This is a genomic window from Campylobacter sp. CFSAN122748 (assembly GCF_045277125.1).
In the GTDB taxonomy this organism is placed as follows: domain Bacteria; phylum Campylobacterota; class Campylobacteria; order Campylobacterales; family Campylobacteraceae; genus Campylobacter_D; species Campylobacter_D jejuni.
This window is the reverse complement of sequence record NZ_CP116953.1, coordinates 1,041,380-1,057,140: the sequence shown is the minus strand read 5'-3', so window position 1 is coordinate 1,057,140 and position 15,761 is coordinate 1,041,380. Positions and strand designations below refer to the sequence as shown.

The following is a 15,761-nucleotide window of genomic DNA, read 5'->3' as shown; positions in this document are numbered from 1 at the left end:
TTATGGCTTATGAAGCAAGTTTAATAGAAAAAAAATGGCAAAAAATTTGGGATGAAAATGAATATTTTGAGCCAAAAGATGATTTAAATTTGCCTAAAAAATATATTTTATCGATGTTTCCTTATCCTAGCGGACGCATTCACATGGGGCATGTAAGAAATTATACTATAGGTGATGTTTTAGCAAGATATTATCGCAAGATAGGTTTTAATGTTTTACATCCTATAGGTTTTGATAGTTTTGGTATGCCTGCTGAAAATGCAGCTATTAAACATAAAATTCATCCTAAGTCATGGACTTATGAAAATATAGCTTATATGAAAAAAGAACTTTTTTCTTTAGGTTTTTCTTTTTCTAAAAAAAGAATGCTTGCTACTTCAGATCCACTTTATACAAAATTTGAGCAAGAATTTTTTATTAAGATGTTTGAAAAAGGTTTGATTTACACTAAAGAAGCAAATGTAAATTGGTGTGAACAAGATCAAACGGTTTTGGCTAATGAGCAAGTTGAAGACGGAAAATGTTGGCGTTGTGGTCATGAAGTAGTGCAGAAAAAAATGCCAGGTTATTATGTAAAAATCACTGCTTATGCTGAGGAACTTTTAAAAGATTTAGAAGAATTAAAAGATAAATGGCCTAATCAAGTTTTAACTATGCAAGAAAATTGGATTGGTAAAAGCGAAGGTTTGGAATTTTCTTTAAATTTAGACGAAGAAAGCAAGCAAAAAACCAAAGAAAGTTCTTTAGAAGTTTTTACTACAAGAGCAGATACAATTTATGGAGTTTCGTATATCGCTTTAGCTCCAGAACATAAGATTGTTCAAAATTTGCTTTCACAAAATTTATTAAATCAAGATGTATTAAATAAAATCAAAGTTATTCAAAATCAAAGCCCAAGAGAAAGACAAAGTTCTGAAAAAGAAGGTTATTTTTTAGGAATTTATGCCATTCATCCTTTAAGCGGAGAAAAAATTCCTTTATGGGTGGCTAATTTTGTCTTGGCTGATTATGGTAGCGGAGCGGTTATGGCTGTTCCAGCTCATGATGAAAGAGATTTTGAATTTGCAACAAAATATAATCTTGCTATCAAACAAGTTATTCAAACTCAAGAAAATTTACCTTATACGCAAAAATCAGGAAAGTTAATCCATAGTCAAGAATTTGATAATCTTGATTGTAATGAGGCAAGATTAAAAATTATTTCTCAGTTTGAAGCTAAAAATATAGGAAAAAGGGTTGTAAATTTTAAAATTCGTGATTGGGGTGTTTCACGCCAAAGATATTGGGGTGCGCCTATTCCTATGATTAAATGTCAAATTTGTGGTATAGTACCTCAAAAACTAGAAAATTTACCTATTACCCTACCTGAAGATGTGCAAATTACAGGTGAGGGTAATCCACTTGATAAACATCCAACTTGGAAAAATTGTATTTGTCCCAAATGTGGCAAAGAGGCTCAAAAAGAAAGTGATACTTTAGATACTTTTTTTGAAAGTTCTTGGTATTTTGCACGTTTTGCAAGTGATGAGAAAACTTGGCAGGAAAAAGCTTTAGATGAAAAAAGTGTAAAGTATTGGATGAGTGTGGATCAATATGTAGGTGGTATTGAACATGCAATCTTGCATTTGCTTTATGCGAGATTTTTCCAAAAAGCTTTAAGAGACTTGGGTTATTTAACACAAAATGAACCTTTTGATAGACTTTTAACTCAGGGTATGGTGTTAAAAGATGGAGCTAAAATGTCAAAATCAAAAGGCAATGTTGTAGATCCTGATGAGATTATAGAAAAATACGGTGCTGATACCGCAAGACTTTTTATACTTTTTGCTGCGCCTCCGGCTAAAGAGCTTGAATGGAATGATGATGCGGTTGAAGGGGCTTATAGATTTATTTGTAAACTCTATGATAGGGCGCAAAATGTTAAAAAAGGTGAGCTTGTAGAATTAAAACAAGAAAATTTAAATAAAGAAGAAAAATATGCAAGATTAAAGGTATATGAAGCTTTGAAAAAATCTTTTGAAGTTTATCATCAAAGTTTTGCTTTTAATACTTTAATTGCAGCTTGCATGGAAGCTTTAAATGCTTTAGCGCTTTGTAAAAATGAAGCTTTGGAGCAAGAGGCTTTTTATATTATTTTAAATATTTTAGAGCCTATTATTCCTCATGTTTGTTTTGAGCTTAGCGAGGAGCTTTTTAAATGTAAAAATTTCAAAAAATTAGAACTTAAGGAAGAGGTTTTTGTAAAAGATACTTTAAATTTAGCTGTAAGTATTAATGGTAAAAAAAGGGCTGAATTTGAAATTTCAAGTAGTGCGAGTAAAGAAGAAATTTTAGCTTTTGCAAAAGAAAATACTGCTAAATGGTTTGAAGGTAAGAGTATAGTTAAAGAAATTTATGTGGAAGGAAAGCTAGTTAATCTAGTGATTAAATGAAAAAGATTTTAATTTTTTGCATAGGTTTATTTTTAGGTGCTTGTGGATATGTTCCTACATCAAAAATCGCTAATAATATTTTCGATGAGAAGGTTTATGTTAATGTTGAATTAAGTCAACAAGACCCAAAAAATAGTATCTATGTTGCCGATACTTTAAAAGAAATGGTAATTTCAAAATTAGGGCGTAAACTTGCTTTAAAACATGAAGCTGATGATGTAATCAATGTTAAAATGAATAATTTAGAATTTATTCCTTTAGCTTATGATAAAAATGGCTATGTTATTAGTTATAAAGCTAAATTAAATTTAGATTTTAATGTTGTCTTTAAAGATGGTTCAAGTCAGGCTTTTAGTACAAGTGGAAGTTATAATTTTGAAATTTCTCCAAATAGTATTATTAGTGATTCTGCAAGGTATGAGGCTATTCGAGCAGCTTCAAGCGAGGCATTTGATGAGTTTATTTCCGTAATTGCTATTAAAGGACAAAAACGTGATTTCAAATACTAATGAAATAGCAAAGCAAACTTTAATTGCATTAAAAGAAAGAAAACTAAAACCAACTCCTGAAAATTATACGGAAATTTTTGAAGAATTATCTTTAAAATATGGTATTACAAGTTCAAATAAGGCTAAACTTGATAAATACAAAACCTTGCTTTTACCGATTTATCAACAAGAATTAAATTCTAAAACTATAAGAAGTTTAGAAGAACTAATTAGTTTTTTAATTTCTGTTTTAAATAGACAAAGCGGAAAACAATTTAGTGAATTTTTTGATTTTTTATATACCATATCTAAAACTTTGCAAATAAGTAAGGATAAAAAGATAAGAGATTTGGCTAAGGTGACTTCGATTAGAATTTCTAAAACTATGGATAGTGAAAGTATTTACTTGCTTACTAAAAAATGGAAAGAGCTTGAAAGAAATTACGATGAAAATGACTTAGAAGAACAAGCTCGCAAATATGGTATTAGTAAATATGATGATTATGATAGCGTGATTAAAAAACTCTTAGTTAAACTTGAAGAGCGTAGTTATGAGCACTTTAGTGAATTATTATGCTTGGGTTTAAATCCTTCATTGGTAGAAGATTTAAAAATTCAAGGTTTTATACAAAATTTAACACAAAAGCCTTTTGTAATAGGCGAAGAAAATTTTAAAAATGAACTAATGGAATTTATAAATCATCGTATAATGGTTGATAATATGTATGTCCAAAAAAATTTAAATTTTTTTAATGATAATCTAAAAAAAATCTATGAATTGCTTGTCTTACTTAATAAATCGAATGAAAAAAATATGGATTTTATCAATACTTTAAAACCAGATGAAAATGGGGAAGTAAAACTTAGTTTTGAGGATTTAAAACTAAAATTTAAACAACTTGGAGAAAAAATTACATCTTTAAATAATCAAATTGAATTCACGCAAAGCTTAGAAGAGAGAGAGGCTTGGAGTGTTCTTAAAGAGCTTGATAAAATGGATGAAAATTTTAATAAGTATAAAGTTAATTATTCTTTAGCTTTATTTTCTATAGTAAATTACCGTTTCATTATGGAAAAATACGGTATGGGAAGTTTGAATGAAATTTTTGTTCGATTTAAAAAAATTTTAAAAGATTCTTGTAGCGAATTTGATGAATTGTGGATGATAGATGAAAAGAGTTATTTGATTGTTTCGCCAGGAAAAAGCAAAGATGAAATTACACAGCTTGTAAATACAAATCTTAAAACTATAGAAAATTTTAGATTTATTTATAAGCAAGATATTATAACTCCTAAAATTCACGTGGCTTATCTTGATAAGCAAAGTAAGCCAAGTATTAATATTTTAGATGAGTTAATAAAGCAAATTGCAGCGGTTAATGAACAATATAATGAAAGTTGAGAATTTTTTAGCTCAAAAAAGTATAAATTACGATAAAATTGATCGTTTTTTGATGTTTAGAATGTATGAAAAATATAAGAAATATTTTAAAAATACTCCCATAATCCAACTTATAGGCACAAATGGTAAAGGTAGCACGGGTAGATATTTAACCCAACTTTTAGAAAATTTAAATTATAAAATAGGGCATTATACTAGTCCGCACATTTTCAGTTTTAATGAAAGATTTTATCTTGATGGTAAGATTGCAAATGATGAAGAATTAGAACAAACTCATATAAGACTTGAAGAAATTTTTAAACAAGACTTGCAAAAATTAAGTTATTTTGAATATGCTACTTTTTTAGCTATGATTTTATTTCAAAAATGTGATTTTATTGTTTTAGAAGCAGGAGTGGGTGGAGAATATGATGCTACTTCTGTTTTTGAAAGAAGAATGAATATTTTTACAAGAATTGGATTTGACCATATTCAAATTTTGGGCAATTCTTTAGAAGATATTGCAAGAACCAAGCTTAAAGTTATGGCGCCTATAGCACTTATAAGTGATGAGCAAGAGCAAAATGTTTTAAATTTAGCAAAAAAAATTGCTTTTTTAAAAAAAGCTAATTTGCAAGTTTCTTCTTTAAATCCTTTTTTGAAAGAAAAATTTGAGATTTATTGTGAAAAGTTTGTTTTACCTTGTTTTTTAAAGCATAATTTAAAGCTTGCATTAAAGGCTTGTGAAATTTTAACTTCGCAAGAAAAAACCTTAGAAGCTTTAAAAAAGTTACAAGAGTTAAATTTACAAGGAAGATGCCAAGAAATTTCTCCAAATTTTTTTGTTGATGTGGGTCATAATCCCATGGCTGCTAAGGCTATGCTTGATAAATTTCAAGGAGAAAAAATAAATCTTATTTATAATGCTTATTTGGATAAGGATATTTTTCAAATTTTAAATACATTAAAGCCTATTATTGATACAATACAAATATATAAATATAAAAGTGCAGAACGAAAGCTGGCCGATGATGAAATTTATAGTATTGCATCAAAGCTAGGTATACAATGCAAAGAATTTGTAAAATTAGAAGAGAATAAAAAAAATCTAGTTTTTGGTTCTTTTATGCTGGTAGAAAATTTTTTAAAGGAGTGGTGTGGTAAAAAATAAATTCACTATTACCATTACAGATATTAACGGTTCAAGACATTTTTATTTAAATCAAATAATCAAAAAAATAGTTTTTTATACTATTGCTTTTATTGTTTTATTTTTAGTTTTTAGTGGTTTTTATATCAAATATCTCGATAGCAAACTTAGCGATATCAGTGAAAAGCGTGAGGAGCTTTTGAAAAAAAGCAAAGAATTGGAATTATCTAATTCGCAAATGCAAAAAAGCATAGAAGAAAAAACTCAGCAGTATGCAGCTATAGAAGATAAAATAGCTTCTTTTGAAGAGGCTTTGGGCTTAGAAGTAGAAAATAATCTTACAATTAGTGCAAGACTTGATAATCTTCAGCTTACCAATGAGCAGCAACTTGGAATTTTGGGACAAATTCCTAATGGATGGCCTATTGAAAATAAAGGCATTACAGGAAATTTTGGCTGGAGAGAGCATCCGCTTTTAAAAAGAAGGGAATTTCATCCTGGTATTGATTTAAGAGCAGAAATTGGTACCCCTATTTATGCACCAGCAAGTGGAGTAGTGGAATTTTCAGGTTATAGTGATAATGGCTATGGCTATAATGTAATTTTATTGCATAATTTTGGTTTTAAAACAGTATTTGCTCATATGATGCGCAAAGAAGTGGTCAAAGCAGGTCAATTTGTTAATAAAGGGCAGTTGATAGGTTATAGTGGTAATACAGGTCTTTCTACGGGGCCGCATTTGCACTATGAGGTAAGGTTTATTAATAAAACTTTAGAACCTTTGTATTTTTTAAATTTGCAAAGAAAAAATATGAATGATTTTTTTAATCAAGAAAGGAGAGTTCCATGGCAATCTTTAATAAAGGCGGTATCAGCCCAACATCCAGCTCTAGCTCAGAAACAACAGTAATTTCTTCAGGTGCGAGAATTGAGGGTAAATTTTATTTTGCTTCTATGCTCCATGTTGATGGAGAGTTAAGTGGCATTATCCATTCTGAAAGCATTGTGGTTATCGGAAAAAATGGAAATTTAAAAGGTGAATTACAAGCAGATAAAATTGTAGTAAATGGGTGTTTTGAAGGGCAACTTGAGGCTAATAGTTTAGAAATTTTAGCGGGCGGAGTTGTTAATGGTGATATTTCAACGCAAAAAATTTCTATAGAAAATGGCGGTCGCTTTAATGGAACTAGTAAAATTAAAGAAGATACTATCAAACTTATTGAAAATAACAACGAAGAATAATGCAAGCTTCATTTTATGAATACTTACAAAATCCAAAAATTTGTGAACTTTTTCTTTGCAAAGATGAAAAACAAGCAGATTTACTCGCTCAAGTTTCACGATTTAAGGGTTTAAAAACCTTTGTTTTACCTGATTTTAGAGCGCAGTTTGGAGATGATTTAAGGGTTTTTTCTAAAGAACTTTTTGATCTTTGTAAGATTTTAAATGCTTATCATAAAGAAGAAGAAAAAAAAATCCTTATTTCTCCTTTAAATACTGTTTTAAAAAAACTTCCTTCAAAAAAACATTTACAAAATTATCATATCGATAAAAAACAAAATTTTGATTTGAAATGTTTTGAAGATGAAATTTCAAGATTGGGATACGAATTTGTAGATATAGTTCAGGATAAAGGTGAAATTTCAATTCGTGCGGATATTATTGATATTTTTTGTATCAATGAAGAAAATCCTATTAGAATTTTACTTTTTGGCGAAGAGATTGAAAGTATAAGATATTTTGATTTGCAAAGTCAAAAGTCTATTCCTAACGAACTAGAACATTTTGAAATTTGTCCTTTTTTAAAATATTTTGACAAAGAAAATTATGAAATTTTTAAGGACAAATTAGAAGATTTTCAAAGCGATACTTTAATACATGATATCAATTCTTTAGGCTTTTGGTGTATTGATGATTTTTTTGATTATTTGGAGCTTGATTTTTTAGCTTGTGAAAAGTTTGATATTAATGAATATGAAAAAGATATAAGTTTTGTGAATGCAAAAATTTTACCTCAAGCTAAAAAATTTAAAGAATTGCAAAGTTCTTACAATAAAGATTTTTTTGAATTTCATAAAAATAAAAAAATCACACTTTTAGCTAAAAACGAAGCTTTATTTAAAGCTTTAGAGCTTGAAGATACTCAAAATATCCATTTTGTAAAAAGTGATTTAAGGCTTAATCTTATTAGTCCTGAAGAGCTAATTATTTCTTTAAATCAAAAAGAAAAACAAAAAACAAGAAAAAAAGCTAGTTTGATTATAGATGAGCTTAAAAATGGGGATTATATAGTACACGAAGATTATGGGATAGGTAAATTTTTAGGTCTTGAGATGATAGTGATAAGCGGAGCAAAAAAAGAGTTTGTTGCTATAGAGTATCAAAATTCTGATAAGCTTTTATTACCAGTGGAAAATCTTTATTTGATTGATAAATATTTGGGCGTGAGTGGATCTATTCCAAGCTTAGATAAACTAGGTAAAACAAGCTTTATTAAACTTAAAGAAAAATTAAAGACTAAACTTTTAGCCATAGCTTCTGAAATTGTTATTATGGCGGCTAAAAGATCTTTGGTGCAAGCAAAAAAAATTACAGTGGATTTAAATAGACAGACTGATTTTATAGCTAGTGCGGGTTTTATTTATACAAGCGATCAAGATAAAGCCTGTCATGAAATTTTGCAAGATTTTCAAAGTGGAAAAGTCATGGATAGGCTTTTAAGCGGTGATGTGGGTTTTGGAAAAACAGAAGTCGCTATGAATGCTATTTATCCAGTAGTTAAAAGTGGATTTTGCGCATTTTTATTTGCGCCTACGACTTTGCTTTCTCATCAGCATTATAAAACCTTAAAAAAGCGTTTTGATCCTTTTGATATAAAGGTTTTTAAACTGGATCGCTTTACAAGTAGTGCAGAAAAAAAACAAGTTTTACAAAATTTAAAAGAAAATAAAGCTTGTGTAGTTGTAGGAACTCATGCACTTTTAAGTGTAGAATGTGAAAATTTAGCCCTTGTTATTATTGATGAAGAGCATAAATTTGGAGTGAAGCAAAAAGAAAAGCTTAAAGAAATCACTCAAAATTCACATATTTTATCCATGTCAGCAACCCCTATACCAAGAAGCTTAAATCAAGCTTTAAGTTCTATAAAATCTTATAGTGTTTTGCAAACTCCACCAGAAGATAGAATGGATGTAAGAACTTTTGTCAAAGAAAATGATGACGCACTTTTAAAAGAAGCTATAGCAAGAGAGTTAAGACGTGGTGGGCAAATTTTTTATATTCATAATCATATTGCAAGTATAGAGCAATGTAAAAAGCATTTATTAGAACTTTTTTCTACTTTGCGTATTTTGATTTTACATTCTAAAATCGATGCCAAGATGCAAGAAGAAGAAATGTTGAAATTTGAAAACAAAGAATATGATTTGCTTTTAAGTACCTCTATCGTAGAAAGTGGGATTGATTTACCAAATGCAAATACTATCATAGTAGAAAAAAGCGATCGTTTTGGCATGGCTGATTTGCATCAATTGCGTGGGCGTGTAGGAAGAAGTGATAAGCAAGGTTATTGTTATTTTTTAATTGAAGATAAAAATGTTATTACAAAAGATGCTTTAAAGCGTCTAGTTTCCTTAGAAAGTAATTCTTTTTTAGGCGCAGGTTCTATTTTGGCTTATCATGATCTTGAAATTCGTGGCGGTGGAAATTTATTAGGCGTAGATCAAAGTGGACATATTGAGCAAATTGGATATAGTTTATATCTTAAAATGTTAGAAGATGAACTTAATGCTTTAAGTAAAAATGAAGTGGATCAAAAAGAAAATAAACTTGATTTAAAACTCAATGTTAATGCCTTTTTAAACAGCGAACTTATCAGCGAAGATCGCTTAAGATTAGAACTTTATAGAAGACTTAGCAAGTGTGAGCAAGTTCATGAGGTTTATGAGATCGAAGGTGAAATTGAAGATCGCTTTGGAAAACTTGACATTTATACTAAGCAATTTTTATCTTTGATTACTATTAAAATTTTAGCTTTAAATAAATTTAAAAGCATTAGTAACTATGAGCAAAATATTCAATTTACTGCTTTAAATGATGAAAAAGAACTCATCAAGGCAAAAAGCAAAGATGATGATGATATTTTAGAGGCAATTTTAACGCATTTAAGAAAGGCTTAAAATGGATTGGAATAAAACTTATGCAGCAATTTATAGAGCAAGAAAAGATTATTTAAAGCCTATTTTTGAAATCGATCCTATTGCTTTAAAAGATTTAGTAGGTATGGAAAGTCAAAAAAAAGCACTTTATGAAAATACTTTAAATTTCATTCAAGATAAGGGAGCAAATCACGCACTTTTATGGGGATCTAAGGGCACTGGAAAATCAAGTTTAATTAAAGCTATATTTAATGAATTTAAAGAACAGGGCTTAAGACTTGTCGAATTAAATAAAGAAGATTTATTTGCCTTAGCAGATATCATCGATGAAATCAGATTAGAAAATTTTAAATTCATACTTTTTTGTGATGATTTTTCTTTTGAAAAGGGAGATGATAGTTATAAATTTTTAAAACCTTTACTTGAGGGAAGCATAGAAAAAGCCCCAAATAATGTAATTATTTATGCGAGTTCAAATCGTAGGCATTTATTAAGTGAAAGCATTACTGATAATCTTGATACGCAAATCACACATACAGAACTTCATTTAAGCGATGCTGCTGAAGAAAGATTAAGTTTGAGTGATAGATTTGGTTTGTGGTTAAGTTTTTATCAGGGAAATTTAGAAGAGTATTTAAAGATGATAGATTTTTATTTTAAAGATTATTCTTGTGATAAAGAGCTTTTGCACGCTAAAGCTAAAGAATTTGCTACTCTAAGAGCAAGTAGAAGTGGTCGTACCGCAAAGCAATTTTATTTAGCTTTTAAGGAGAATTTTAAATGACTGGAGCACAAATTTTTACCAAGCTTTTAAATTTGGATTTAAATTATCATGATTTTGATTGGCTTGAAAATCAAGGATTGAGTGAATTTGAGCTTTTAATTTCTGTCGTTTTAACTCAAAATACAAATTGGAAAAATGTCTTAAAAGCTTTAGAAAATTTAAAAAAAGAAAATATTGCAAGCTTAGAACAAATCAATACTTTATCCAATTTAGAACTTGCAACTTTAATTAAGCCTAGCGGATTTTATAATACCAAAACTAAGCGTTTAAAAGGTTTGGTAGAAAGTATCATAAACACTTATGAAAATTTAGAAAATTTTAAAACAAATGCAAGCAGAGAATGGCTTTTAAATATCAAAGGTTTAGGTTTTGAAAGCGTTGATAGTATTTTAAACTATCTTTGCAAAAGAGAGATTTTGGTTGTAGATAATTATAGTTTGCGTTTGGCTTTTTACTTAGGTTATGAGTTTGAAAATTATGAAGAATTAAGAGAATTTTTTCAAAGTGACATAGAGAGTGAGCAAGAAAATTTGTATAAAATTTTAGGAAAAAAATGCGAACTTTACGAACTTTATCAAATTTTTCATGCTTTGATTGTAGCTTTTGCAAAACAGAGTTTTAAAGGACAAAAATTAAGCCCTAAGGGTGAAGAATGGATCAAAATTTTAAAGGAAGATTTATGAAAGCAAAAGGAAGTGAACTTATACCTGTTTTAACTATAGCAGGGAGTGATTGTAGTGGTGGAGCAGGGATACAAGCCGATCTTAAAACCTTTAGTGCACACAATCTTTTTGGTATGAGTGTGGTTTTAAGTGTGGTAGCTGAAAATACCGCAAGGGTGATTTCTGTACACGATATACCTACTCAAAGCGTGGATGAACAAATGCTTGCCGTGTTTGAAGATATAGTGCCAAAGGCAACTAAAATCGGAATGATAGGTTCTTGTGAATTAATGAGCTGTGTAGCTAAAAATTTAAGCGAGTTTAAACCTCAAAATGTAGTTATTGATCCTGTAATGTTTGCCAAAAATGGCTATGCTTTAATGCCGCAAGAAAATTGTGATTTTTTCAAACAAACTATAATAAAATTTGCAGACATTCTTACTCCTAATATTCCTGAAGCAGAGTTTTTGTGTGGTTTTAAGATCGCTAATGAAGAGCAGATGATAAAAGCAGCTAAGCATTTATGCAGCTTGGGGGTTAAGGCAGTTTTACTTAAAGGCGGACATAGTGAAGCAAATGCCAATGATGTGCTTTATAATGGAAAAGAAATTTATATTTTAAAAGGCGAACGCATAGAAACTAAAAATACTCACGGTACAGGTTGTACGCTTTCTTCGGCTATTGCTAGTAATTTAGCTAAAGGCAAGGATTTATTTCACGCTGTTAGTGAAGCTAAAGAGTATGTAAGAAATGCGATTTATTATTCACTTAATCTTGGAAAAGGTTGTGGTCCTACAAATCATTTTTTCAAGTTTCTAGATGAAAAATAAATTAGATCTTAGCCTTTATTTGGTTGCTACTAAGGGAAATAAAAGCGAGGAGTGTTTTTTAAATACTTTAGAAAATGCTATAAAAGGCGGAGTAAGTATCATACAACTTCGTGAAAAAGAGCTTAATGCAAGAGAATTTTATAAACTAGGCTTAAAGGTGCAAAAACTTTGCAAGTCTTATAAAATACCTTTTTTGATTAACGATAGGGTGGATATAGCTTTAGCCTTAGATGCTGATGGGGTGCATTTAGGACAGGAAGATTTAGAAGCAAAATTAGCTAGAAAGCTTTTAGGAGATGAAAAAATCATAGGCTTAAGTCTTAAAAAGTTAGAACAACTTGAGTTTATACAAGGAGTAAATTATCTAGGTTGTGGAGCTATTAAGGCAACGCCTACTAAAGAAAGTTCGCTTTTAAGCCTTGAGCTTTTAAGTCAAATTTGTGATAAAAGCCCTATAGGGGTTGTAGCCATAGGTGGGATTGACAAAGAAGCACTTGTTGAGTTAAAGGGTATAAATTTAAGCGGTGTGGCTGTGGTTAGGGCGATCATGGATGCTAAAGATGCTTTTTTGGCAGCTAAAGAGCTAAAGCGTAAAATCTATGAAAATTTATCTCTTAAATGAAACTCCTTTTGAAGGGGTGGAAAATCTTATTTTAAATGAGATTGTTTTTTATGATTTTAGTGTGGATTTGAGTTTGTATGATGCTTTAATCTGCACTTCAAAAAATGCTTTAAAAGCTTTACAACATGCAAAAATCACTTTAAATTTCAAACTCAATTTATACGCTGTGGGACAAAGTACAGCTCAATACGCTAAAAATTTAGGTTTTAAAAAGATTAAAATTCCATCAAAGGCTTATGGAAAAGATCTTTTTCTTGAATTTAAAGAGGAGTTAAAAATGCAAAAATGTTTGTATTTAAGGGCTAAAAATATTGTTTCAACTTTAAATTTGGATCTTAAAAATGTAGGTGTGGATTTAGATGAAATGATTGTTTATGAAAATGTTTTTAAAAAAGGCGACAAAAAGCTTATCTATCCTGCTATTTTTATATTCACCTCTCCTTTAAGTGTAGAAAATTTTTTAAAATTTTATAGCTTAAAAGAAGAAGATAAGGTTGTAGTTATAGGGCAAAGCACAGCAAAGAAGCTTTTAAATTTTAAAAATCTTTATATATGCGAAAATCAAAGTCTTTTAGACTGTGTTAAGCTCGCTAAGACTTTGGTTTAATTTTTTAAATTCCAAAAATTTTCTTTGGGATAAATAATAATGCTTTTTGTGAGTAAAATTTCATCATTGACGTTTTTATCACGATTTAAAGCAATACTAATGTGGGCTATAATAACACCATCTTTGCTTAAATTTGCATCGGGATTGAAGTTGGAAAATTTAAAATTAACACATTGTGCAATAGGATAAAAATATTTTATTTTAATCAAAGCTTTTGTGTAATTAAAATATATATTGTTTAAACATTCTTTATTTTCTTGCTTTGCTTGATATAAAAAATATTTAGAAAATTGCGTTGCATTGTGACTTAAAATTTGAGCTTGAAGGTAGTAATAACTATCTTGGATTATTTTTGGAGTATAGCTGGATATGTTTAAGGTCAAGCTCATCCATAGACTTATTAGTAGTATTAAAAAAATTGTCCAAATTAAAACATAAGCTTTTTTCACAGTAAAATTCTTTTTTCAAGGCAATGTTTTGTTTGTCTTTTTAGGCAAATTTTTAATTTATTGTTTTGCAGGTTAAATGAGCTTATGTTTTTAGAAATTAATCCTTGTTGGTTTAATTGTTCATTAAATTTTGGCTTTATTTCATATATAAGTTCTTCATTTTGCAATTTGATAACTAATTGAGCTTGCAAAGGAATAAAACTACCTGTAAAATTTGCAGATATACCATTTTCCAAGATAGATATTTTTTCAATCTTATTAATTTTATAAGCATAGCTAATATGTTCATTGTCGTTATATAAATCTTTTCTATTTTGGAGTTGTGTTTTAAAATCAGAATGAGGTGAATAAAGTGTATGATTATTTTCTAAAATAAGAGCAGAATTAATAAGATAAAGTTTATTATCTTTTAGGCTAATTAACTCATCTTTTAAAAGACATTTTAATGTATTCTGTGAAAATGTAATATTAATACAATTTTGTATTAATTTTTCTATTTTAAGCAAGTTTAAATGTGCTTGAGTGATAAGATTGTTTGTATGTAAAGCAGTAAAATTTAAATGATAAAAATCCATTAAAGGTTTTGAAAGTAAGTTAGTTATAAAAGTAAAAAGTATTAGTGATATTATAAGTTCAAAAAGTGTAAAAGCTTTGCTCATTCTTTAAAATAAACGCTATAATTTTGATCTTGAAAGTATAATTTTTGAAATTGAAATATACCGTCATTAACAAACTGTTCTTGTAAAACTATAGGTTTTAAGGCTGAAGTTTGAAGTATGATGGTTTTAAAAATAGGCTTTTCATATAATTCTTCTTGAAGTTTATAGAGTCTTTCAAAAATATTTAAATTTTCATAGTGTTTGTAAAGTTGAATATAGTAATAAAAAATGCCAATGAAAATTAAAGATATGATCGTTATAGCACTAATGCTTTCTATAAGTATGAAAGCCTTTTTCATTTAGCGCTGCTAGCATTTATGGCTTCAAAAAAACTTCCGCGAATTCCTTTTTGTTCGAGTATTTTTATGCCTTTTATTGTAACTCCGCCAGGGGAGCAAATATTTTCTTTGATAATAGCTGGATGCTCATGTTCTAGTAAAGCACTAGAGCTTTTAAATAAAGAGCGCGTAAGATTGAGACTAAGTTCTTTTGACAAACCTTCATAAACTCCAGCATTAGCAATGCTTTCTGCTATAAGTGCTAAAAAAGCAGGAGCGCAGCCGCTAATCGCCATAGCTGCATTCATTTGTATTTCATTATCTAATTTATAAGCCGAGCCAAAAGTTTTTAAAATGTCTAAAATTTCATTTTCAAAATGAGAGTTTTTAAGTATATATGGTGTGGTTGAAGCCTTGTATTTAGCTGCTGTATTGGGTATTATTCTAACATAATTTTGAGCTTTGATGGTTTGTAGTTTTTCAAAATCAACATTGGCTAAAACAGAGATTAAGATACGTGCTTGTCCTTTTAGCATTTGAGCAATATTTTCTAAAGCATAAGGTTTAAATGCTAAAATAACATCTTTACCTTCTATGTTAAAATCTTTGTAAAGTAAGGTTTTAAAGCCTTCTTTGGCGAGGGCTTGAAGTTTTTCTATACTTCTTCCTACTATACAAATTTCATAATCATCTTTTAACCCATAGGCTAAGGCTGTTGCCATAGATCCATTTGCAAGTATATAGAGCATTATTTTTTAATATAATTAGCAATTTGATCAGCTTGAAAAAAGTCGGGATAATTAACTGTATCTAGTATCACTTGTACCATAGTATTATTATCAAGATTAATGACTACTGGAGCTAGAAAATTCACTGTCGATTCTTCAATGCTTTTTGCTATGGCTACTATATTAAAAATTTTCATATTAGATTCAGGTGTTAAAGAAAGAAGCTCTTGATAATAAGTTGGTATATCAAATTCATAATCAGGTCTAATCAAATAAGGATTAATTAAAACAAAAGAAAAGTCTTTACCATCAAGACTTTTAAGTCTTACAAATACTTCATCGATAGTTGAAAATTCCATATTTTTGGTTTCTTCAAAACCTAAGATAGGGCATTTAACAGCTAGGGTCATGTTTTCTCCTCAAGTTATAATGTTTAATATTCTAACATAAAATAAGCAATAATCATTCCAAAATTTTAAATTATTTAATTAATTTTATTATAATTTTAGAAGAACATAATTATAAAATCGTTAA

The 15,761-nt window shown here is 29.0% G+C and carries 17 protein-coding genes; 12 read left to right on the top strand and 5 right to left on the bottom strand.

Features of this window, described 5'->3' with window-relative positions; translation table 11 throughout:
* The first annotated feature begins 2 nt into the window (after nt 1-2).
* The 12 genes from leuS to OT390_RS05525 are packed head-to-tail and all read left to right on the top strand — an operon-like array spanning nt 3 to nt 13,113.
* Nucleotides 3-2,432, top strand: coding sequence for a leucine--tRNA ligase (leuS, locus tag OT390_RS05580; RefSeq protein WP_032586309.1), 2,430 nt, complete (start codon nt 3-5; stop codon nt 2,430-2,432).
* The gene (lptE, locus tag OT390_RS05575; RefSeq protein ID WP_032586311.1) at nt 2,429-2,941 is read left to right on the top strand and encodes an LPS assembly lipoprotein LptE; all 513 of its coding nucleotides are present in this window, start codon (nt 2,429-2,431) and stop codon (nt 2,939-2,941) included. Before leuS ends, lptE begins: the two co-directional genes overlap by 4 nt.
* Entirely contained in the window at nt 2,925-4,322 is a 1,398-nt protein-coding gene (locus OT390_RS05570) for a hypothetical protein (RefSeq protein ID WP_032586312.1), read from the top strand. Before lptE ends, OT390_RS05570 begins: the two co-directional genes overlap by 17 nt.
* On the top strand, nt 4,288-5,472 hold the full coding sequence (locus OT390_RS05565) for a folylpolyglutamate synthase/dihydrofolate synthase family protein (RefSeq protein ID WP_074471048.1): 1,185 nt from the start codon (nt 4,288-4,290) through the stop codon (nt 5,470-5,472). The genes OT390_RS05570 and OT390_RS05565 overlap by 35 nt, the downstream gene beginning before the upstream one ends.
* Entirely contained in the window at nt 5,459-6,361 is a 903-nt protein-coding gene (locus tag OT390_RS05560) for a M23 family metallopeptidase (protein WP_002853442.1), read from the top strand. The genes OT390_RS05565 and OT390_RS05560 overlap by 14 nt, the downstream gene beginning before the upstream one ends.
* A complete protein-coding gene (locus OT390_RS05555; RefSeq protein ID WP_002859143.1) occupies nt 6,298-6,693 on the top strand; it encodes a polymer-forming cytoskeletal protein in 396 nt (131 codons plus the stop codon). Before OT390_RS05560 ends, OT390_RS05555 begins: the two co-directional genes overlap by 64 nt.
* A complete protein-coding gene (locus tag OT390_RS05550; RefSeq protein ID WP_032586317.1) occupies nt 6,693-9,629 on the top strand; it encodes a DEAD/DEAH box helicase in 2,937 nt (978 codons plus the stop codon). Before OT390_RS05555 ends, OT390_RS05550 begins: the two co-directional genes overlap by 1 nt.
* A 1-nt stretch (nt 9,630) precedes the next feature.
* The gene (locus tag OT390_RS05545; RefSeq protein WP_002852748.1) at nt 9,631-10,392 is read left to right on the top strand and encodes an ATP-binding protein; all 762 of its coding nucleotides are present in this window, start codon (nt 9,631-9,633) and stop codon (nt 10,390-10,392) included.
* On the top strand, nt 10,389-11,075 hold the full coding sequence (locus OT390_RS05540; RefSeq protein ID WP_002852847.1) for an endonuclease III domain-containing protein: 687 nt from the start codon (nt 10,389-10,391) through the stop codon (nt 11,073-11,075). The genes OT390_RS05545 and OT390_RS05540 overlap by 4 nt, the downstream gene beginning before the upstream one ends.
* Nucleotides 11,072-11,884 (top strand): bifunctional hydroxymethylpyrimidine kinase/phosphomethylpyrimidine kinase, encoded by an 813-nt coding sequence (thiD, locus tag OT390_RS05535; RefSeq protein ID WP_002867189.1) that lies wholly within the window; start codon nt 11,072-11,074, stop codon nt 11,882-11,884. The genes OT390_RS05540 and thiD overlap by 4 nt, the downstream gene beginning before the upstream one ends.
* Nucleotides 11,874-12,506, top strand: a complete 633-nt coding sequence (thiE, locus tag OT390_RS05530) for a thiamine phosphate synthase (protein ID WP_002852670.1) — start codon at nt 11,874-11,876, stop codon at nt 12,504-12,506. Before thiD ends, thiE begins: the two co-directional genes overlap by 11 nt.
* On the top strand, nt 12,484-13,113 hold the full coding sequence (locus OT390_RS05525; RefSeq protein ID WP_002859147.1) for a uroporphyrinogen-III synthase: 630 nt from the start codon (nt 12,484-12,486) through the stop codon (nt 13,111-13,113). Before thiE ends, OT390_RS05525 begins: the two co-directional genes overlap by 23 nt.
* On the opposite strand, the gene OT390_RS05520 is transcribed toward OT390_RS05525, so the two are convergent.
* Genes OT390_RS05520 through fliW form a run of 5 tightly spaced genes read right to left on the bottom strand, consistent with a single transcriptional unit; the run spans nt 13,110 to nt 15,637 of the window.
* A complete protein-coding gene (locus OT390_RS05520; protein WP_002874062.1) occupies nt 13,110-13,562 on the bottom strand; it encodes a hypothetical protein in 453 nt (150 codons plus the stop codon). The two genes, OT390_RS05525 and OT390_RS05520, sit on opposite strands and share 4 nt — an antisense overlap.
* Nucleotides 13,559-14,221: a hypothetical protein gene (locus tag OT390_RS05515; RefSeq protein ID WP_002859149.1), complete on the bottom strand. Its 663-nt coding sequence runs from the start codon at nt 14,219-14,221 to the stop codon at nt 13,559-13,561. Before OT390_RS05515 ends, OT390_RS05520 begins: the two co-directional genes overlap by 4 nt.
* A complete protein-coding gene (locus tag OT390_RS05510) occupies nt 14,218-14,520 on the bottom strand; it encodes a hypothetical protein (RefSeq protein WP_394535901.1) in 303 nt (100 codons plus the stop codon). The genes OT390_RS05515 and OT390_RS05510 overlap by 4 nt, the downstream gene beginning before the upstream one ends.
* The gene (locus tag OT390_RS05505; protein ID WP_002859150.1) at nt 14,517-15,248 is read right to left on the bottom strand and encodes a pyrroline-5-carboxylate reductase; all 732 of its coding nucleotides are present in this window, start codon (nt 15,246-15,248) and stop codon (nt 14,517-14,519) included. The genes OT390_RS05510 and OT390_RS05505 overlap by 4 nt, the downstream gene beginning before the upstream one ends.
* Entirely contained in the window at nt 15,248-15,637 is a 390-nt protein-coding gene (gene fliW, locus OT390_RS05500; RefSeq protein ID WP_002852982.1) for a flagellar assembly protein FliW, read from the bottom strand. Before fliW ends, OT390_RS05505 begins: the two co-directional genes overlap by 1 nt.
* Between the last annotated feature and the right edge of the window lie 124 nt (nt 15,638-15,761).